Here is a 20,147-nt window from a genome sequence, read left to right on the forward strand (position 1 = left end):
CAAGGTGCGCCTTTTCGCCGCTCAACAGCCGCCGACGGTCGGCACCCGCGGATCCGGACATCGAGCGGCGCGTGGGCGCCAAACAATGCACAATGTCAACCCTGTCGCTGCCAGTCGCCATCCGAGGTCCGGGCACCGAAACGGGGGAACTCATGCGTATCAGCAGCTCGGCGGCCTCAGCCGGCCAGCAGCGATCGACGACGTACGCCGCTCGCGGACGCCGAGGTCTCGTGGTCGCTGCCGCCACCGTGGCGCTGGCTGCCCCCGCGGCCCACGCCGAAGACGGCTTCGATGTCGAGTCCACCAGCCGCTACGTCCTCCAGGCCGAGAAGGAGGTGGTCCGGGCCACGATGACGATCACGGTACGCAACGAGCGGCCGAGCGTCCGGACCGGCAGCTACATCCAGTACTTCTACCTGCCCTCCATGACCATCCCGGTCCCCGCCGAGGCGGCCCAGCTGAGGGCGGTCTCCAACGGCTCCCCGCTCTCGGTGACCCAGGAGCCCACGAAGGACCCGAGCACGGCGCTCGCGACCATCCGCTTCCCCTCCAACCTGCTCTACGGTCAGAGTCGCACCATCACCGTCTCGTTCGTCCTCAAGGGCAAGAAGCCTCGCTCGAAGAACCAGACTCGGGTCGGGCCCGGCTATGCGACGTTCGCCGTCTACGGACGCGGCGACGCCGGCCAGAACACCGTCGAGGTGGTGCTGCCCGCATCGATGAGCTTCGACGCGACCACCGACGCCTTCGACGACGGCAAGGGCGGCAAGACCGTCACCTACACCGCGACGCCCGACACCGGTGACTCCGGCTTCTGGGCGGTGGTGTCGGCTCGCGACCTCGACATCTCGCGCACCACGACGGTGGAGCTCGGCGACCAGGAAGTGGAGGTGCTGGCCTTTAGCGACGACGAGCGCTGGTTGCAGTTCGTGGCCTCGCGGATGAAGGCGGGGGTCCCGGTGCTGGAGGAGCTGGTCGGCACCCCGTGGCCGGGTGGGCTGACCACGGTCCGCGAGGACCTGTCCGCCAACGTCCGCGGCTACGACGGCTGGTTCGACAGCTCGGAGAACTCCATCGTGATCGGTGAGAGGCTCGACCCGGAGCTGCTCTACCACGAGCTCCTGCACGCCTGGGCCTCGCCGACGTCGTTCGAGGCGCGGTGGCTCTACGAAGGGATCGCCCAGTACCTCGCCGCTCGGGCCGTCGCGACCCAGGGCGACGAGCCGGCTCGGCGGAAGCCGGTCTCGGCCACGAGCAAGCAGGCCGTGCAGCTCAACACGTGGGGCGACATGGGTGGGCGCGTCCAGACGACCGACGGCTACGGCTACCCCGCGTCGCACCGCGCGATGGAGGCGCTGCTCGGCGGCATGGACGACGAAACCCGCAGCACGGTGCTGGCCGCAGCCGTCGCCAGGCAGAGCGCCTACGCCGTCTCCGGCGAGACTCGCCTGACGGCCGTCCGCACCGACTGGCGACGGTTCCTCGACCTGGTGCAGGTGCTGGGCCACGCCGACGGGGCGCCCCAGACGATGAGCACGTGGGTGCTCACCCCGAAGGAGCGCAAGCTGCTCCAGGACCGCCGGCGTGCCCTCGCGGACTACGAGGAGGTGGACGACGCCGACGGCGAGTGGGTGCCGCCGTTCGAGGTTCGGGAGGCGATGACCGACTGGGAGTTCGACGAGGCCCAGCAAGCCCTCACGCAGGTTGCCGACCTCGGGCCGGTCGTCATCGAGGTCCAGGACGCCGCCCAGCGCCACGACATGGAGCTTCCGCAGTCCGTGGTCGCGCTCTACCAGGACGCCGAGAGCGCCGCGGCTCTCGACGACCTCTCCGACACCCTGCCCCGGGCGGCGACGGCGGTCGATGCCGTGGGCACGGCCGACGCGGCTGCAACCGAGTCGCGCAACCCCGTGGCGGCCCTGGGTGCCCTCGTGCTCGGCATCGATGACAAGGCCGCCGAGGCCGGCGACCTCCTGGCCGAGGGTGACCTCGACGGCGCCACCACCGCGGCGGGCGCGGCCTCCGACGCCGCAGACCGGAGCACGCTCGTGGGTGGCGGTCTCCTCGCCGGCGGGCTGGCGCTGCTGGCCGGCTCGGCGCTGCTCGGCCGCGCGCTGCTTCGCGGACGCGCCCGCCGGCGACGAGCACGGGCCGATGCCGCGCCGGTCGCCCCGGCAGCCCTCGACAGCACCGACCCCGACCCCGTGGACGCCGCTCGGGAGGAGACGAGCGACGCGACGAACGACGAGGCGCAGCCGCGGTAGGTCGGCCCGGTCGAGACCACCGCGACGACACGGCATACCCCTGTTCGATCCATACCTCGTTCAGCTCCCGCTGACATTCTCGGACACGTCAACCTGGCACTGTGAGCGCGAACCTGACGGCACCTCCGCTCGACTCAACACCTCGAGAGGGGTGGTGGCATGAGCGACATGCTTGTGGCGAGGTGCCAGCTGGGTGAGCCCGAGGCGCTGACCGAACTGGTGACGACCTGGCACGACCGCGTCCACACGTACGTCCGCCGAATGCTGGACGATCGCCGCGCCGACGACGTGACCCAGGACATCTGGGTCCGCGTGCTGCGTGGCTTGCCCCGGCTCCGCGATCCGGACAAGTTCGCGCCCTGGCTGTTCAGCATCGCTCGACGCGCGTGCGCCGACCGGCTTCGCGCGGAGTACGCCCGCCAAGAGACGCTGACGGATCTGGTGAGCGAGGGGCCGCCAGTCGGCGAGACGGACACGACCGACCCGATCGCCGGCATGCTCGATCGGGAGGAACTGGTCCGCGCGATGCGCGCCCTCCCCGCCGCGGAACGCGAAGCGGTGTTGCTCTTCTACGTCGCTGATCTCGCCGTCGAGGACTGTGCCGTGGCGTGCGGGGTGCCGGTCGGCACCGTCAAGTCCCGCCTGCATCGTGCTCGCCGACTCCTGCGCGTCGAACTGGAAGCAGGAACTCAGACCCGAGGGGACACGACATGACCGACCACGACAGCTTGTCCGTCGACGTCCTGACGGGCCGACTCCGCAACGAACTGACACCGCGACGGCGGCTGCGCGGTGCCGTGCCGCTCATCCTCGGGTCGTCGGGCGGCGTCGCGCTCGGGTCTCTCTGGGTCACCGAGCCCGGCCTCCCTGCCCGCACGGACGTGGCGTTCGGGGTGTTGCTGGTCGCCTGCGTCGCTTGGGCGGTGTACGGCGGTTGGCTGGTCCTTCACCGCGCCCCCCTCTTCGCGAGGGAGAGAGTCATCGCCGGCTGGATCGCCGTGCTGTCGACGTCCGTCACGACCGTGGTCGTCGCCGTCTCTGCTCATGCCCGCGACTCCGAGGTCTGGCCACCACTGTTGGCCTGCGGCACGCTGGTCGCCCTCGCGGTGCTGTCGCTGGTCCGTGCCTACGTCTGGCGCGCTCGGTTGCGACGGGTGGTCACGCGCCTGGGTCGACCAGCTCTCCCTGGTCCTCGCAAGTAGTCGATTCAGGATCCGGTCAGCTGCTCGGCCAGCATCACGATGATCCCGCTCGGGCCGCGGACGTAGGTCAGCCGGTAGACGTCCTCGTAGGTGCCCACTCCCCGGAGCGGGTGACAGCCGTGCCGGGCGGCGATCTCGAGGGACGCGTCGAGGTCGTCGACGAGGAAGGCAACGCGGTGCATGCCGATCTCGTTGGGCTGGGTCGGCTCGGTCTCGATGGCGTCGGGGTGGAGGTACTCGAACAGCTCGAGGCGGCCCTGGCCGTCCGGGGTCTGCAGCATCGCGATCTTGGCGTGGTTGCCGTCGAGGCCGACGGCGGTGTCGGTCCACGCGCCGCTCACCTCGTCACGACCGATGACCGTGAGGCCGAGGTCGGTGAAGAAGGCGATCGTCTCCTCCAGGTCGCGAACGGCGATGGCGACGTTCTCGAGCGAGATCGGCATGCGGCTCACGCTACCCATCCCTGCCGGCCCTGGCATCGGGGCAACGGCCTCAGGGGCACGCGGCCCACGGGCTCGCGAACGCCCCCTCGAGGTTGGGGCAGCGGCTCAGACGACGGCATCGCCCTCGGCGTCGTCGGACTCCTCGGAGAGCGGCCACTTCAGCTGGAACTCGACCTCCTCCTCGTCCTCGCCGCGCTCGTGCTCGACGGAGAACACCGCGCGCGCCGGCACCCGAAACCGCTCGCCCGCGACCTGGATGCGGAACGACGAGCCGCTCTCCAACGCGTCGGCGAGGCGCCGCAGCTTCGCCACGACCTCCTCGGTGCTGTAGATCCGCTCGACGTCGCGCTCGGCCTTGGCCATGTCCACTCGCTCTCGGGAGGGCGGCCCTGGGAGCGGCCGCCGGGTGCAGGCCACGCTAGCGAGCGCCGCCGCACCCGGTCGACCGATCGTCCAGCCGCCGGGTCAGGCCTCCTCGGGCGCCTCCTGCAGCGCCCGCACCTCGATCCGCGAGCCGAGCGCCTTCGAGGCCTTCGCGGCCCGGTCGACGGCGGTGTCCTGGTCGGCGGCCGCGCCCGGCCGAGACGACAGCGCTGCCGAGAAGATGTCGGGGATCAGACCGGGTCGGGGCGGTCGAGGATCGCCAGCGCCTCGGGCGACGTCCAGAACGGCGCCAGCTGCTCGCGCACCAGCCGCTCCAGGTCACCCGACTCCCGCAGTGCCTCGACCACCGGGGGCGCCAGTCGCACCAGGTCGGCGACGAGCTGGTCGCGATCGAGGTCGAGCTCGGCCAGCAGCTCGGTCGGGCTGTAGCCGCCGAACCGCTCGAGGAACGCCTCCACCACCACCGCGCCCAGCTCGGCGACGTGCTCGGTGGCGAGCGCGCCGACCACCAGGTCGTGCACGGCGTCGACCACCCCGGACACCTCGTCGCGGCCGGGCCGCCGGCCGGTGCCGACCACCGGCTCCTGGGCGGCCAGGTCCCAGACCTGCAGCACCGCCTCGCGGGTGGTGGGGTCGCGCAGCGTCTCGACGACGATCTTGTTGAGCCGGCTGACGGCGTAGGTGCCGCCCTTGCCCATCGTCTCCCCCAGCAGCCCCTCGAGCTGCTTGTCGGCGGCGCCCATCACCCGCGACGCGGCACTGGTGCCGAGCGACACGATCGACCCGAGACCCGGCACCTTGTCGGCCACCGCCTTGTTGGCGTTGACGACCTCGCCGACGATCCGACCCATGAACCGCGACGCCGCCGCCCCCACCAGCGGGCTCGCGGTCAGCCGCTCCAGCGCCCGCTCCACCACGGGGGTGAGCGCCAGCAGCTCGTCGACCAGCGCCTCCACCCGGTCGCGCTCGACCAGCTCGCCGAGGGGGTACGGCGTCGCGGGGCCCTCGTGCGCCACGTCGACCGCCATCTCCACGATCGCCGCCACCGCGGCGCTGCCCGGCACCGTCGCCAGCGCGCGCACCACCACGTCGGTGAGCGCCTCGCGGTCGACCAGAGCCCCGATCTCGTGCTCCCCCGAGGCGTCGAGCAGCGTCCCGGCGAACCTGGCGACCGTGCCGGCCAGCTGGTCCCCCGTCAGCCGCTCGAGGTGGTGGCGGACCTGCGCGTCGAGCAGCTCGCGGGCCAGGGACTCGGGGGCGGACTCTGCGGCGGAGGGCACGCCCAGACCGTACGGCAGGGCCGCGCCCGGAGGCTGGTCAGGCCTGACGCGCGCGCCCCCGGCGCGCCAGTCCCCCGGCGACGATCAGCATCAGCCCGACCGCGCCGCCGGTGCCGGCGGCCAGCGGTACGGCGGGCAGGCCCTCGTCGACCGGCAGCGGCTCCGGGATGGCGGCAGGCGGCGCCGAGGTGGCGACCGGCTCGGTGACCGTGGTCGGCCGGCGGGAGACGACGTCACTCTGGTCCGCCAGCCAGGTCGAGCACGGGTTGACCGTGGGCTCGCCGTGCGGGCCCGACGACGGTGCGAACACCCGCCGGGTGCCGGGGCTGAGCTCGGTCGCGCCGAACCACTCGACCAGCTCGAGCCGCAGCCACAGCTCGTCGGGCACCCGGGTGCCCTTCCACACCTCGTCGACGGCCACCCGGATGTCGTCACCGTCGCGCTCGACGATCTCACCGGCGTACGCGAACGTCGCGTCGGCGAGCACCATCTTGGGGCCGACGCACGACAGCGCGGAGGCGGGCGCCGTGGTGGTGGCGAGCGCGACCGGGGTCGCGGCGATCAGCAGGGGCAGGGCCAGGAGTCGGCGGAGCGGGCGCACGCCGGTGGGACGCGGTGGTCCGGGTCGGCGTTCCACCGGTCTGGACCTCGCGGCCCGCCTCAGCCGCGCTCGACCGGCCGCTCGGGGTCGGTGATCCAGCCGCTCCACGACCCGGGGTAGAGCGCGGCGCGGATGCCGGCCACCTCGAGGGCGAGCAGGTCGTGGGTGGCGGTGACGCCGGAGCCGCAGTAGACCGCGACGTCCTCCTCCCCCGTCACCCCGGCGGCCGCGTAGAGGGCGCGCAGCTCCTCGGCGCTGCGGAACCGGCCGTCGACGCGCAGGTTGGTCACCGTCGGCACGTTGATCGCGCCCGGGATCCGCCCCGCCACCGAGTCGACCGGCTCGCTCTCGCCGCGGTAGCGCTCGGGGGCCCGGGCGTCGACCAGCACCGGCACGTCGAGCACCTCGTCGGCCTCGACCACCGGCAGCCGCCCGGGCCGAGCCGTGAAGTCGCCGGCCCGAGGCAGCGTCACACCGGCCTGGATCGCGCCGCCGTCGGCCAGCCAGGCCGACCAGCCGCCGTCGAGCACCCGCACGTCGTCGTGCCCGTGGTGGCGCAGCAGCCACCAGGCGCGGCCGGCGGCGTGCCCCTGCCAGTCGTCGTAGGCGACCACCGGCCGGTCGTCGGACACCCCGGCCGCGCGCATCGCCAGCTCGAAGACCCTCGGCTCCGGCAGCGGGTGCCGCCCGCCCGGGCCCGGAGGCGCGGCGAGGTCGGTGTCGAGGTCGACGTACGTCGCGGTGGGGATGTGCCCGGCGACGTAGTCGGGCCGGCCGGGCGGCCCGCCCATCCGGTAGCGCACGTCGAGGAGCGTCACTCCCCCGGCACCGAGCAGGTCGTCGAGGTCGACGGTCGAGATCAGCGGTCCGGCCATGGGTCCATCCTGCCGGGTGGGCCCGCGCTGGTTGAGGTGCGAGCGGAGCGAGCCTCGAAACCCGCGCACCTGGACGCCGACCGTCCCCACCGGAGGGCGCTCGTCTCACCGGGTCTCGACGACGCTCGCTGGCGCTCGCTGCTCGACCAGCGGTGTGCGCTGGTTGAGGTGCGAGCGGAGCGAGCCTCGAAACCCGCGCACCGGCACGCCGACCGTCCCCACCGGAGGGCTTTCGCCTCGCCCGGGTCTCGAGGCTCAGGCCTAGCGGCCTTCGCACCTCGACCAGCGGTGTGCGCTGGTTGAGGTGCGAGCGGAGCGAGCCTCGAAACCCGCGCACCCGCACTCCGACCGTCCCCACCGGAGGGCTTCCGTCTCACGGGGTCTCGAGGCTCAGGCCTAGCGGCCTTCGCACCTCGACCAGCGCACACCGCTGGTCAGCGACCCGCCGAGGAGCGGTAGCGGCCCGGCGGGACGCCCAGCACCCGGCGGAAGTGGCGGGTCAGGTGGGACTGGTCATGGAAGCCCACCGCGACCGCCACCTCCGCGATCGGCTCGCCCGCCAGCAGCAGGCGGCGGGCCCGGTCGACCCGGCGGCCGATGACGAACGAGTGCGGCGGGAGGCCGTACTCGCGACGGAACACCCGCACCAGGTGGCTGGGGTAGGCGCCGACCTCGGCCGCCAGGTCCTGCAGCGTCGGCACCGGGTCGGCGTCGAGCCGGTCGCGCACCCAGCGGGCCAGGCCGGCGTCGCGGCCGGACGGGCCGGTTGGCTCGGTGCCGAGGTGGCGGGCGATCCGGTCGGCGACCAGCGCCAGCCGCGACTCCGCCTCGAGCGCCTCGCCGGGCTGCGCCAGCCGCGGGTGCAGTGCCGACACGGCCCGGGCCAGCGCGGGGTCGGCCAGCGCCGGCGACCGGACGGCGGCGCCGACCAGCCGCTCGGGCAGCCAGCTGTCGTCGACGTACACGACCCGCTTGTCGAAGCCCCCGGCGCTGGCGGCGCGACCGTCGTGGCTGACGTGGGGCGGCAGCACGCTCACCCGGCCGGCGACGGCCTGCTGCCGTTCGCGCTCGAGGGTGTAGTCGACGCCGCCGGAGTCGACCAGCAGCACCGTCCACTGCTCGTGGACGTGGGCGGGGTAGGCATGCTCGGTGAAGTGGGCGTGCAGCACCTCGCTCACGCCCGGCACCGACGGGCGCCAGGCCGTCACTCGCTCCGCCGCCATGTCAGGAACGTACAAGACCGGCCCGGCCCCGAGCGGCCAGCCTGGCGCCATGGAGCTCGACGTCACCGACCCCGACGCCCCCGTCCGCTTCGACACCAAGATCGCGGTGGTGGTGCGCGACGACCTGGAGACCTGGCAGCGGCTCAACGTCACGGCGTTCGTCACCAGCGGCATCGCCGGCAACCACCCGGTGCTGATGGGCGAGCCCTATGCCGACGCCGACGGCACGGCGTACCTCTCCCTGCTCCGGCAGCCGGTCGTCGTGCTCGAGGCGAACGCCGCGACCCTGCGCACCGTGCACGAGCGGGCGCTGCGGCGCGAGCTGGCGCTGGCGATCTACACCAGCGACATGTTCCGCACCGGCAACGATCGCGACAACCGGGCGGCGGTCGCAGCCGTCGGTCGCGACGACCTCGAGCTGGTCGGGGTCGCTCTGCACGGCCCCCGCAACGCGGTCGACAAGACCGTCAAGGGCGCGCGGTTGCATCCGTGACAGGATGCCGCCCGTGGCGGAACTGCACTTCTTCACGGGCACCATGGACTCCGGCAAGAGCACCCTGGCCCTGCAGACCAACCACAACCACGCGGCCCGCGGCCGGGTGGGCCGGATCTTCACCGCCATGGACCGCGCCGGCCGGGCGATGCTCTCGAGCCGGCTGGGCCTGACCCACGAGGCGATCGAGGTTGACGGGGAGTTCGACTTCTGGCGCTACGTCGTCGACTCGCTCACCCGCGGCGCCCGGATCGACTACGTCATCTGCGACGAGTGCCAGTTCTACACGCGCGACCAGATCGACCAGCTGGCCAAGGTCGTCGACGAGCTGCAGATCGATGTGTTCGCCTTCGGGATCCTCACCGACTTCCGCTCCGAGCTCTTCCCCGGCAGCGCCCGGCTGGTCGAGCTCGCCGACCGCACCCACGTGCTCCAGGTCGAGGCGCTGTGCTGGTGCGGCAAGCGCGCCACCCACAACGCCCGCACCGAGAACGGCGTGATGGTCGTCGAGGGCGAGGTGATCGTCGTCGGCGACGTCGACCAGTCCGCCTCCGAGGCCGAGACCGAGGTCGCCTACGAGGTGCTGTGCCGCCAGCACCACCGCCGCCGGCTCACCGCCGCCCGCGCCAAGGCGGTCAGCATGGCCCCCGAGCCGCTGCCGTTCGGCTGACCCGGTCCCCGGTGGTCACGGGAGGGCTGTCGTCGTACGGGGTTTCGAGACGGGACTTCGTCCCTCCTCAACCAGCGGTGGCCCACCGGTGGTCGAGGAAGTCGCGCTAGCGACTGTCTCGAAACCCCCGGCGGCCGAACCCCCTCCCGTCCCCACCGGAGGGCTTTCGTCCTACCCGGTCTCGACGACGCTCGCTGGCGCTCGCTGCTCGACCACCGGCGCTGGTTGAGGTGCGAGCGGAGCGAGCCTCGAAACCCCCGCCGGCCGAACGCCCTCCGTCCACGGCGGAGGGCTTTCGGCTCACCGGGTCTCGAGGCTCGGGCCTGGCGGCCTTCGCACCTCGACCAGCGCACGCACCGGTGCTCAGTCGACGAGGACCGGGATCTCCATCTCGTCGCGGGTGAGCGAGCCGTGCAGGCCGACCAGGGTCATCTCGTAGGCGAAGTCGGTGGTGGAGAAGACCGCGTGGTCGCCGCGCATCGCGACCACGACGTCGCCGAGGCGGGGCAGCACCGAGGGGGCGACGTCGCCGAACCAGCCGGTCGCCACGACCTCGTCGCGGGTCAGCACCTCGCCGCGGTCGCCCAGGAAGCCGCGCCAGGTCGCCACCACGTCGTCGACGGCGCCGCGCTGGCAGTAGAGGTGGCGGAAGCGGGCCTCGCCGCCGAACAGCACCAGGCCGTCGCGGAGCTCGAGGTGCTCGTCGACGTCGATCCGGTGCTCGACCGGCACGTCGACCATGCCGTGGTCGGCGACCACGACCAGCCGCACCGACGCCGGCAGCGCCTCGCGCAGCTGCTCGACCTGGGCGTCGACGATCGCCAGCTCCTGCAGCCACTGCTGCGAGGCGACGCCGTAGCGGTGGCCGGTCCAGTCGAGGTCGCCCTCGTAGAGGTAGACCAGCGAGCGGCCCCGCCCCGACGCCGCGACGGCCGCCGCGATCCGCTCGCCGACCCGGTCGGCCTTGACGTAGTCGGCGCCGCGCTGGGCCGCGACGGTCAGGCCGCTGTCGCGGAACTCGCCCTTGTTGACCACCGTCACCGGCAGTCCGGCGGCCTGCAACCGGCCGAACGCCGTGGCGTGCGGCTGCCAGGCCAGCGGGTCGACGTCCTTGTCCCACAGCAGCGCGTTGAGCAGCCGGTCGGTGCCGGGGATCCGGCTGGTGAAGCCCACCAGGCCGTGGGCGCCGGGCACCAGGCCGGTGCCGAGGGAGGTGAGGCTGGTCGCCGTCGTCGACGGTACGCCGGCCGTGCCGGGCCGCTGCGAGGCTAGTAGCCCCGAGAGGTACGGCGCCGCGTGGCCGTGGCGCTCCAGCAGCCGGGCGCCGAGCCCGTCGACCAGGAACACGACGTACGCCGCCGCGTCGGGCAGCTCGAACGACGAGGTCGTGCCGTCGAGCGACACCCCGAGCGCCCGGCCCACGGCGGGCACCACGTCGCCGAGCGAGCGGTCGCCGTAGGCGGGCTCGACGAAGCCCGCGCTGCGGCCGGTGGCGTCCACGGTCAGGACTGGGTGCGCGCGGACAGGGCCTCCGCGAAGGCGAGCAGGCCGGAGACCGCGTCGGTGCCGTCGGCCGCGGCCGAGACCCGCAGCGAGAAGTCGTCGGGGGCGAGCACGCCGGTGTAGCCGTGGTCGGCCTCGCAGTTGGGGTCGTTGCACCCGGCGGGCTCGAGGTCGAGGCGGCCCACGCCGCCCCAGCCGATCGTCATGACGACCTCGGCGGGCCGCGACGGTCCCGAGGTGGGGTTGGCGACCATCCGGGTGACCACCACCGAGCGGACGGCGCTGAGCCGCACCGCCTCGGTCGAGGTGGAGGTGTAGGGCTCGGGGAGCAGGTCGTCGCCGTCGTGCTCGTCGGTGTGGGCCAGGATCAGCCGCGACGGCGTGAGCACCACGACGCTGAGGTGGCGGCGCACCTCGTCGCGCTCGAAGGTCGGCTCGTGGTGCACGAAGAACTGCACCACCCGCTCCCCCGCGACCGCCGCCTCCACGCCGTCGGCGACGACCTCGGGGTAGTAGCCCGTGCGGTCGATGGCCCGGCGCAGCTCCACGCTGTGGTCCTGCTCGTCGGTGCGGGTCGGCATGCTCGCAGTCTGTCACGCACCCGCAGGCTCAGGTGAGCGTGTCCCCAGGGGGGCCGGGCAGCCGGCGCACGAACGAGTCGGAGCGCGGGTCGCTCACCGGCTCGACCCGCGCCGCCGCGCTGAGCACGGCGGCGCCCTCGCTGTGGGCGAGCACCAGCGACAGCTCCAGCGAGCTCACCTGCGGCAGGTCGTTCTGCAGCTGGGCGACGCGCTGGATCAGCCGCTCGACCTCCCCCACGTCGACGACCTCCGCGCCGCGGTAGCCGAACAGCATCGGCGACGACTTCACCTCGCGCACCATCCCGGCGGCGTCGCGGCCCACCAGCGGCGGCACCCGGTAGGCGACGTCGGAGACCAGCTCGATCACCGGCCCGGAGATGCCGAACGAGACCACCGGCCCGAACAGCGGGTCCTCGATGCTCCGGATCGTCACGGGTACGCCGGGCGCGGCGCGCTTCTGCACCACGAACCCCACGTCCTCGGGGGCGCCGATCTCGGCGCGCAGCGTGTTCCAGGCCTCGCGCATCGCGGCCGCCGACTCGATGTTGCGGCGCACGTGGGCCATGTCGGGGCGCTCGCGCAGGTGGCCGGCGGTGGCCTTGAGCACCACCTGCCAGCCGAGCGCGCGGCCGGCGGCCTGGGCGGCGCGCAGCGTCGTCACCGGCACCACCGGCCACAGCTCGATGCCGTAGGCGGCCAGCAGCTCGGTGAGCTGCTCGTTGTCGAGGTCGACGCCGTCGGGGTGGGCGCGCAGCGCCTTGGTCACCACCGCCTGGGCGGCGCGCGAGTCGACCTCGGCCACCTCGACATCGGGGTCCTGGGCGCGCAGCCACGCGGCGTAGTCGACCACCCGGGCCAGCGCGCGCACCGCCGACTCCACCGCGGCGTACGACGGCACCGACCCGCGCCCCGCCGTCGACCCCGCGACGTCGGGCACCCGCAGCAGCTCGGGCACGCCCTCGGCACCGAGGAACGAGGAGACCAGCGGCTTGTCGCTCTGCTCGCCCACCGCGGCGAGCACGTTGGCGATGTCCTCACCCGAGACGTTGAGCGGCGGGATGTAGACCGCGACCACCGCGTCGACCTCGGGGTCGTCGATCGCGGCGTCGAGGGCGTCCTCGAAGTCCTCGGCGCTGGGCTCGGCGTCGAGCGCGACCGACTTGTTGACCACCAGCCCCACCGCGGCGGCGGCGTCGGCGGCCAGCAGGCCGAGGGCGTCGGAGTTGCCGACCACCGCGACCCGGCGCCCGCGGGGCAGCGGCTGGTGGGCCAGCAGCTGGGCGACGTCGAACATGTCCTCGAGGGTGTCGACCTGGATCACGCCGGCCTGGCGGAACATCGCGTCGACGGCCTGCGGCGGCGCGGCGATCCGGCGTACGGCGTGGCCCATCGGCACGCCCTGCGTGGTGCGACCGGAGCGGACGGCGACGATCGGCTTGCGCCGCGAGACCCGGCGGGCGATGCGGGAGAACTTGCGGGGGTTACCGATCGACTCGAGGTACATCATCACGACCTCGGTCGAGTCGTCCTCCTCCCAGTACTGCAGGAGGTCGTTGCCCGACACGTCGGCGCGGTTGCCGGCGCTGACGAACGTCGAGAGGCCGAGGCCGCGGTTGTTGACCTTCTCCAGGATCGCCGAGCCCAGCGCGCCGGACTGGCAGAAGAACCCGGCGCGACCGCGCGGCGGCATCAGCGAGGCCAGCGAGGCGTTGATCGAGACGTTGGGGTCGGTGTTGATGATGCCGAGCGCGTTGGGTCCGATCAGCCGCAGACCGTACGAGCGCGACAGCCCCACCAGGCGCCGCTGCCGGCGACGGCCCTCCTCGCCGGTCTCGGCGAAGCCGCTGGAGATGACGACCAGCCCGTGCACGCCCTTGGCCGCGCAGTCGAGCACGACGTCCTGCACCGCGTCGGCCGGCACCGCCACCACCGCCACGTCGACGTCGTCGGGGATCTCGGTGACCGACTTGTAGGCCGGCATGCCCGACACCGCGGCGGCGGTGGGGTTGACGGCGTAGACCCGGCCGGTGAAGTCGCCGGTGACCAGGTGGCGGATCAGCGCCTGGCCGATGGTGTCCTGGCGGCGGCTGGCGCCGATCACCGCGACCGAGCGCGGGTTGAAGAAGCGGTGGATCGAGGCGGCCTCGGCCTCGTGCTCGCGGCCCTGCATGATCCCGATCGCGGTGTCGGTGGGCGTGATCGAGAACTCCAGCACGAGCACGCCCTCCTCGTACTCGCTGGCCACCCGGTAGCCGGCGTCGCGGAAGATCTGGATCATCCGGCGGTTGTCGGGCAGCACCTCGGCGACGAACCGGTCGACGCCGCGCTCGCGGCCGGCCTGGGCGAGGTGCTCGAGCAGGATCTGCGCGATCCCGCGGCCCTGGTGCTGGTCCTCGACGAGGAACGCGACCTCCGCCTCCCCCGGCCTGACCACGTCGTAGCGGCCGACGGCGATCATCCGGCCCTGGAGGGTGAGCACGAACGCCACCCGGTCGACGTGGTCGACCTGGGTGAACCGCGCGACGTCGCGGTCGGAGAGCCGCGGCATCGGCGAGAAGAAGCGGTAGTACTTCGACTCGTCGGAGACCCGGCCGTAGAACTCGACCAGCAGCTCGGCGTCGTCGGGGCCGATCGGCCGGATGTGGGCGGTGCGCCCGTCGCGGAGCAGGACGTCGGACTCCCAGTGCGCTGGGAAGGCCGTCGTCGTCACGCGCCGAAATCTACCGTGCTGCCGAGGCGCCCACGTCGTCCCGGCGTGCCCCGGCCGCCGCGGCCGACCGGGCAGGGGACAATGACGCCATGGCACGACGTACGACGAAGCAGGACGTCCCCGACGACTTCGAGGAGCACATCCTCGACATCGACGTGGGCGACGAGATGCGGGCGTCGTTCCTCGAGTACGCCTACTCCGTCATCTACTCCCGGGCCCTGCCCGACGCCCGCGACGGGCTCAAGCCGGTGCAGCGCCGGATCCTCTACACGATGAACGACATGCGGCTGCTCCCCGACCGCGGTCACGTCAAGAGCGCCCGCGTCGTCGGCGAGGTGATGGGCCGGCTGCACCCCCACGGCGACGGCGCGATCTACGACGCGCTGGTGCGGATGGCGCAGCCGTGGTCGATGCGGCTGCCGTTCGTCGACGGTCACGGCAACTTCGGTTCCCCCGACAACGGGCCGGCCGCGATGCGCTACACCGAGTGCCGGATGGGCCCGGCCGCGGTCGCGATGACCGCCTCGATCGACGAGGACACCGTCGACTTCCGACCCAACTACGACTCCCGCGAGCTCGAGCCGAGCGTGCTGCCCGCGGCGATCCCCAACCTCGTCGTCAACGGCGCCACCGGCATCGCGGTCGGCATGGCCACCAACATGGCGCCGCACAACCTGGTCGAGGTCGTCCAGGCGCTGCGCCACCTGGTCAAGCACCCCAAGGCGACGCTCGACGACCTCATGCGGTTCATCCCGGGCCCCGACCTGCCCGGCGGCGGCAAGATCGTCGGCCTCGACGGCATCCGCGACGCCTACGAGTCCGGGCGCGGCACCTTCCGGATGCGAGCCACCGCGCGGGTCGAGACCATGGGCCGGCGCAAGGGCATCGTGGTCACCGAGATGCCCTACGGCGTCGGCATCGAGAAGGTCATCGAGCGGATCAAGGTGCTGGTGCAGTCGAAGAAGCTGCAGGGCATCTCCGACGTCAAGGACCTCACCGACATGGCCAACGGCACCCGCCTGGTCATCGAGGTCAAGAACGGCTTCCACCCCGAGGCGATCCTCGAGCAGCTCTACAAGCTGACTCCGATGGAGGACACCTTCGGCATCAACAACGTCTGCCTGGTCGACGGCCAGCCGCGCACGCTGGGCCTCAAGGAGCTGCTCGAGGTCTTCCTGGCCCACCGCTTCGACGTGGTGCGCCGCCGCTCGACGTTCCGCCGCGACAAGAAGGCCGACCGGCTCCACCTCGTCGACGGCCTGCTCGTCGCGCTGCTCGACATCGACGAGGTGATCGAGGTGATCCGCACGAGCGACGACCGCCCCGCCGCCCGGGAGCGCCTGATGAGCGTCTTCGAGCTCTCCCAGCTCCAGGCCGACTACATCCTCGAGATGCAGCTGGGCCGGCTCACCCGGTTCAGCCGGCTGGAGCTGGAGAAGGAGCAGGAGACCCTGCGCCGCGAGATCGAGGAGCTCCAGGCGATCCTCGACGACGACGCGCTGCTGCGCCGGGTGGTCTCCGACGAGCTCGCCGAGGTCGCCAAGACCTACGGCACCCCACGCCGCACCGTGCTGCTCGAGTCGGCCGGCACCACCGTCACGTCCTCGGCGGTGCCGCTCGAGGTCGCCGACGACCCGTGCTTCGCCTACCTCTCGGCCACCGGCCTGCTCGCCCGGTCGTCGTCGGCCGAGGCCCCCGGCAGCGGCGGCGGGCGTACCAACCACGACGTCGTGGTGTCGGCGGTCGCCACCACCGCCCGCGGCGAGGTCGGCGTGCTCACCAGCCGCGGCCGGGTGCTACGGCTGGGCGTGCTCGACCTGCCCGCCATCCCGCCGTCGGCCAACGACCCCAACCTCCAGGGCGGGGTGCCGCTGAGCGAGCTGCTCTCGCTCGACGCCGGCGAGCGCGCGCTGGCGCTCACCGCCCTGCGCGCCGACGGCCCCGGTCTCGCGCTCGGCACCCGCCAGGGCGTCGTCAAGCGGGTCAACCCCGAGGTGCTGGCCAAGGACGAGTGGGAGGTGATCCGGCTCGGCGACGGCGACGAGGTCGTGGGCGCGGTCGAGCTGGCCACCGGCACCGAGACGCTCTGCTTCATCACCTCCGACGCCCAGCTGCTCCACTTCGGCGCCGACGGCGTGCGGCCCCAGGGCCGCTCGGGTGGCGGCATGGCCGGCGTCCGGCTGGCCGCCGGCCAGCGGGTGGTGTTCTTCGGGGCCTTCGACGCGGGCGACGCGGTGGTCGTCACCTCCTCGGGCTCCTCGACGGCGCTGCCCGGCACCGAGCCGGGCGCGGTCAAGGTCGCGCCGTTCACCGATTACCCCGGCAAGGGCCGCGCGACCGGCGGCGTCCGCGCCCACCGGTTCCTCAAGGGCGAGGACACCCTCGTCTTCGCCTGGGCGGGCCCCGGCCCGGCGCGGGCCTCGGCCGCCAGCGGGGCTCCGGTCGACCTGCCCGAGCCCACCGGCCGGCGCGACGGCTCGGGTCTGCCCGGCAGCCAGCCGATCGCGGCCTGCGCGGGGCCGGTCGCCAGCCTGGTGGCGGGCACCGGTGTGCAAGGCTGACCGCATGCTGCGACCCCCGTCGCGCGGCCGGCTCGCGCTGGCCGCCGCCCTGCTCCTGACCCCGGCCCTGGTGGCCTGCAGCGGCGACGACGGGGGCGACGGTGGTGGTGGCGGCGGGCTCAGCGCCGAGGAGGCGATCGCCACCGCCCAGCGGACGTTCGACGAGACCAGCGGGGTCGAGGTCAGCCTCACCACCGACGACCTGCCGTCCGGGGCCACCGGCGTCACCTCGGCCACCGGCGTCGGCGTCCACCCGGCGGCGTTCGAGGGCACCTTCAAGCTGAGCGTCAACGGCCTCCCGGCCGACGCCGAGGTGATCGCGGTCGACGGCACGACGTACGCCCGCAACTCGCTGCTGCTCCCCGACTGGACGGCCATCGACCCCGCCGAGTACGGCGCCCCCGACCCCACGGTGCTGATGACCCCGGGCGAGGGCTTCTCGGCGATGTTCGCCGCGACCACCGGCCTGGAGAAGGGCGACTCGGTGCGCGGCGGCAGCGACAACAAGGAGATCCTCACCGAGTACACCGGCAGCGTGCCGGGCACCGCGGTCGCACCGGTGATCCCCACCGCCACCGGCGACTTCGAGGTCGTCTACACGATCACCGACGCCGGCGAGCTGCGCGAGGCGGCCGTGACGGGGGCGTTCGTCGAGGGCGAGGAGCCGTTCACCTACGTGCTCGGCCTCAGCGACTACGGCACCGAGAAGGACATCGCCGCCCCGTGAGCGACCGGGCGGTCGAGGGGCTGCGGTCGGGCTCGCGGCTGCTGCTCGGCCTGGCGGCGGTCGCCGTGGCCTTCGCGGCCGCCGACACCTACGTCGTCGTGCTCGCCCTGCCCGAGATGATGGGCGCGGTCGGCATCCCGGTCGACCACCTCCAGCAGGCGGCCCCGATCATCTCCGGCTTCCTGCTCGGCTACGTCGCGATCCTGCCGCTGATCGGACGGATCGCCGACCTGCGGGGGCGGTTGCCGGTGCTGGTCGCGGCGCTGGTGGTCTTCACCTTCGGGTCGCTGGTGACCGCGCTGGCCTTCGACCTGCCGACGATGGTGACCGGGCGGTTCCTCCAGGGCGTGGGCGGGGGCGGGCTGGTGCCGGCGACGCTCGCGCTGGTCGCCGACCTCTACCCCGCGGAGCGCCGCGGCGTGCCGCTGGGCATCGTCTCGGCGGTGCAGGAGATCGGCAGCGTGCTGGGCCCGCTGTTCGGCGCCGCGGTGCTGGCGTTCGCCGACTGGCAGGTGATCTTCGGCATCAACATGCTGGTGGGCGGCGTGCTGGCCGTGGCCATCCGGTCGCTGCGCCGGGCCGATCCGGCGGGCACCGCCGGTGACCGCCCGGACGCGCCGCCCGACGTCGCCGGCTGGCTGTTCCTGGCGCTCGCCGCGCTCGCGGGCGGGCTGCTGTTCGTGCGGCCGCCGTCGTTGGTGCGCGACCTCGACTGGGGCCGGCTGTTCATCCCGTTCGCCGGCTCCAACCGCTGGTTCACGCCGGTGGGGGTCGTGATGGCGCTGGGCCTGGCGCTGTTCGTCGTCCGCTGCCTGACCGCCCGGCGCCCGGTGGTCGACCTGCGCGGCTGGTGGCGCAGCAGCCGGGAGGCCGACCTCACCGGCGCGCTCTTCCTCGGCATCGCCCTCGGCGGCGTGATCCTGGCCTTCGCCACCGCCGACCCGCAGGTGCAGGTCTTCTCCGACCGGGGGCTCTGGTACCTCGCCGGAGCCGCCCTCGCCGCGCTCGCCTTCGCGCTCCACCTGCGCCGCGCCGAGTCGCCGCTGGTGCCCCGCGGCGCGCTGGCCCGCACGCCGGCCTGGGGCGCGGTGCTGGTCAGCTTCTTCATCGGGGCCGCGCTGATCGGTGCCCTCATCGACATCCCGATCTTCGCCCGCACGACGACGTACCGCGACTCCCAGCTGCTGGCCGCGCTGGTGCTGGTGCGCTTCCTGGTCGCCCTCCCGGTGGGTGCGGTGGTCGGCGGCTACCTCACCCGCCGGGTGCCGGCCGGGGTGATCACGGCGGCCGGGATGGTGCTCTCGGCGGTGGGCTTCCTGCTGATGTCGCGCTGGGACGCCGACGCGCTCGAGAGCCCCTCGGTCAACGTTGCGCTGGTGCTGTGCGGCCTGGGCTTCGGCCTCGCGCTCGCGCCGGTCAACGCCGCGGTGCTGGCCACCACCGACGCCGCCGTGCACGGCCTGGCGTCGGCGATGGTGGTGGTGGCCCGGATGGTCGGCATGCTGGTCGGCATCTCGGCACTCACCACCCTCGGCCTGCGCCGGTTCTACGCCGAGCAGGACTCGCTCGGCACCGTGCTCGAGGAGTGCGGCCGCCCGACGATGTGCGACCGCTACCGCGACCTCCAGCAGGCGGCGGGCATCGCCCAGGAGCACACCGTGTTCCTGGGCGCGATGGGTTGCGCGCTCGTCGCGGCGGTGCTGGCGCTGCTGCTGTTCCGCGGCGCGGAGACCCGAGCGACGGGGCCCGTGGCCCGTTTCGTCGTTCCGTAAACGTGGCGGAGGCCGTGGGGAACCTCACGTGGGACGCCGCGCCGCCGACCGCCCGGCTCCGCTACCTTCCTGACGTGCCCGACACCGACTTCGACGACCTGCTGGCCGCGAACGCCGAGTACGCCGAGACCTTCGTCCCCACCGGGCTCAGCGGCCGCGCCCGGGCCGGCGTCCTCATCGTCACCTGCATGGACTCCCGCATCGAGCCGCTGCGGATGCTCGGCCTCGACCTCGGCGACGCCAAGATCCTGCGCAACCCGGGCGGCCGGGTCACCGAGCACACGATGGAGGGGATCATCCTCGGCGTGAACCTACTCAACGTCTCCCGGGTGCTGATCGTCGAGCACACCAAGTGCGCGGTGGCGAGCAACACCGAGGAGGAGCTGCGGGCCGCCGTCGAGGAGGCCTCCGGCGTCGACGCCTCCGGGCAGCACTTCCCGTCGGTGGGCGACCAGTACGCCCGCCTCGAGCAGGACGTCGCCGCCGTGCGGGCCAACCCGTTCGTCGGCGGCGCCGTGCGGGTCGGCGGCTTCGTCTACGACGTCGACACCGGCCGCCTCGACCGCAAGATCTGACCCCGTATTCAGGGGAAGTCGTCGACCTGGGGCTCCTCGGCCGGGGACTCGGCCATGGTGACCCTCGCCGCGACCGTGATCGCGGCGATCGCCAGCGCCACCGCCAGGACCAGCAGCACCATCGCGCCGGAGTCGTAGCGACCCACTTCGTGGAGCTCGCGCGCCTCCGCGCCGCGGCTCCACAGCGCCCACGCCCCCAGCGCCGTCGTGACGGCGGCCGTGCCGAGCGCCCATGCAGCGGTGCGGGCGCCCCAGTCGCTGTCGTCGGGGTGGTGGGTCACGT

At 73.3% G+C, this 20,147-nt stretch carries 19 protein-coding genes; 9 read left to right on the top strand and 10 right to left on the bottom strand.

What is annotated here, in order from left to right; translation table 11 throughout:
- Positions 1–152 precede the first annotated feature (152 nt).
- The 3 genes from JT721_RS17375 to JT721_RS17385 all read left to right on the top strand — a co-directional run bounded on the left by JT721_RS17375 (position 153) and on the right by JT721_RS17385 (position 3,466).
- The gene (locus JT721_RS17375) at positions 153–2,264 is read left to right on the top strand and encodes a hypothetical protein (protein WP_205474527.1); all 2,112 of its coding nucleotides are present in this window, start codon (positions 153–155) and stop codon (positions 2,262–2,264) included.
- Between the two features lie 159 nt (positions 2,265–2,423).
- Positions 2,424–2,978 carry an RNA polymerase sigma factor gene (locus JT721_RS17380; RefSeq protein ID WP_205474528.1) on the top strand — a complete coding sequence of 185 codons (555 nt, stop codon included), beginning with the start codon at positions 2,424–2,426 and terminating at the stop codon, positions 2,976–2,978.
- Positions 2,975–3,466 (top strand): hypothetical protein, encoded by a 492-nt coding sequence (locus JT721_RS17385; RefSeq protein ID WP_205474529.1) that lies wholly within the window; start codon positions 2,975–2,977, stop codon positions 3,464–3,466. Before JT721_RS17380 ends, JT721_RS17385 begins: the two co-directional genes overlap by 4 nt.
- Positions 3,467–3,471: 5 nt before the next feature.
- On the opposite strand, the gene JT721_RS17390 is transcribed toward JT721_RS17385, so the two are convergent.
- From JT721_RS17390 to JT721_RS17415, 6 genes are all read right to left on the bottom strand, one after another.
- Positions 3,472–3,909 carry a VOC family protein gene (locus JT721_RS17390; RefSeq protein ID WP_205474530.1) on the bottom strand — a complete coding sequence of 146 codons (438 nt, stop codon included), beginning with the start codon at positions 3,907–3,909 and terminating at the stop codon, positions 3,472–3,474.
- 105 nt (positions 3,910–4,014) lie between these two features.
- Positions 4,015–4,272 (bottom strand): amphi-Trp domain-containing protein, encoded by a 258-nt coding sequence (locus tag JT721_RS17395; RefSeq protein WP_205474531.1) that lies wholly within the window; start codon positions 4,270–4,272, stop codon positions 4,015–4,017.
- A 251-nt stretch (positions 4,273–4,523) separates the two neighbouring features.
- Positions 4,524–5,573, bottom strand: coding sequence for a hypothetical protein (locus JT721_RS17400; protein WP_205474532.1), 1,050 nt, complete (start codon positions 5,571–5,573; stop codon positions 4,524–4,526).
- A gap of 37 nt (positions 5,574–5,610) precedes the next feature.
- Entirely contained in the window at positions 5,611–6,210 is a 600-nt protein-coding gene (locus JT721_RS17405; RefSeq protein ID WP_205474533.1) for a hypothetical protein, read from the bottom strand.
- A gap of 23 nt (positions 6,211–6,233) precedes the next feature.
- Entirely contained in the window at positions 6,234–7,049 is an 816-nt protein-coding gene (locus JT721_RS17410; RefSeq protein WP_205474534.1) for a sulfurtransferase, read from the bottom strand.
- Between the two features lie 434 nt (positions 7,050–7,483).
- A complete protein-coding gene (locus JT721_RS17415) occupies positions 7,484–8,272 on the bottom strand; it encodes an AraC family transcriptional regulator (protein WP_205474535.1) in 789 nt (262 codons plus the stop codon).
- Positions 8,273–8,321: 49 nt separating this feature from the next.
- Between JT721_RS17415 and JT721_RS17420 the strand changes: the two genes are divergently transcribed.
- Entirely contained in the window at positions 8,322–8,765 is a 444-nt protein-coding gene (locus tag JT721_RS17420) for a DUF2000 domain-containing protein (protein ID WP_205474536.1), read from the top strand.
- A gap of 13 nt (positions 8,766–8,778) precedes the next feature.
- A complete protein-coding gene (locus JT721_RS17425; protein WP_205474537.1) occupies positions 8,779–9,435 on the top strand; it encodes a thymidine kinase in 657 nt (218 codons plus the stop codon).
- 363 nt (positions 9,436–9,798) lie between these two features.
- Here JT721_RS17425 and JT721_RS17430 read toward each other — a convergent pair whose 3' ends face one another.
- The 3 genes from JT721_RS17430 to JT721_RS17440 are packed head-to-tail and all read right to left on the bottom strand — an operon-like array spanning position 9,799 to position 14,229.
- The gene (locus tag JT721_RS17430) at positions 9,799–10,935 is read right to left on the bottom strand and encodes an alkaline phosphatase family protein (protein ID WP_205474538.1); all 1,137 of its coding nucleotides are present in this window, start codon (positions 10,933–10,935) and stop codon (positions 9,799–9,801) included.
- A 2-nt stretch (positions 10,936–10,937) separates the two neighbouring features.
- Positions 10,938–11,519 (bottom strand): DUF5998 family protein, encoded by a 582-nt coding sequence (locus tag JT721_RS17435; protein ID WP_205474539.1) that lies wholly within the window; start codon positions 11,517–11,519, stop codon positions 10,938–10,940.
- 28 nt (positions 11,520–11,547) lie between these two features.
- Positions 11,548–14,229, bottom strand: coding sequence for a bifunctional GNAT family N-acetyltransferase/acetate--CoA ligase family protein (locus JT721_RS17440; RefSeq protein WP_205474540.1), 2,682 nt, complete (start codon positions 14,227–14,229; stop codon positions 11,548–11,550).
- Positions 14,230–14,318: 89 nt separating this feature from the next.
- On the opposite strand from JT721_RS17440, the gene JT721_RS17445 reads away from it, so the two are divergent.
- From JT721_RS17445 to JT721_RS17460, 4 genes are all read left to right on the top strand, one after another.
- The gene (locus JT721_RS17445) at positions 14,319–16,790 is read left to right on the top strand and encodes a DNA topoisomerase (ATP-hydrolyzing) subunit A (RefSeq protein ID WP_205474541.1); all 2,472 of its coding nucleotides are present in this window, start codon (positions 14,319–14,321) and stop codon (positions 16,788–16,790) included.
- Between the two features lie 4 nt (positions 16,791–16,794).
- Positions 16,795–17,517: an LppX_LprAFG lipoprotein gene (locus JT721_RS17450; RefSeq protein ID WP_205474542.1), complete on the top strand. Its 723-nt coding sequence runs from the start codon at positions 16,795–16,797 to the stop codon at positions 17,515–17,517.
- Positions 17,514–19,289, top strand: a complete 1,776-nt coding sequence (locus JT721_RS17455) for an MFS transporter (protein ID WP_205474543.1) — start codon at positions 17,514–17,516, stop codon at positions 19,287–19,289. The genes JT721_RS17450 and JT721_RS17455 overlap by 4 nt, the downstream gene beginning before the upstream one ends.
- 74 nt (positions 19,290–19,363) lie before the next feature.
- Positions 19,364–19,864, top strand: coding sequence for a carbonic anhydrase (locus JT721_RS17460; RefSeq protein WP_205474544.1), 501 nt, complete (start codon positions 19,364–19,366; stop codon positions 19,862–19,864).
- Positions 19,865–19,872: 8 nt separating this feature from the next.
- Here JT721_RS17460 and JT721_RS17465 read toward each other — a convergent pair whose 3' ends face one another.
- A complete protein-coding gene (locus tag JT721_RS17465) occupies positions 19,873–20,145 on the bottom strand; it encodes a hypothetical protein (protein WP_205474545.1) in 273 nt (90 codons plus the stop codon).
- Positions 20,146–20,147: the final 2 nt, after the last annotated feature.

The organism is Nocardioides sp. SYSU D00038, from assembly GCF_016924665.1.
Taxonomy (GTDB): Bacteria; Actinomycetota; Actinomycetes; order Propionibacteriales; family Nocardioidaceae; genus Nocardioides.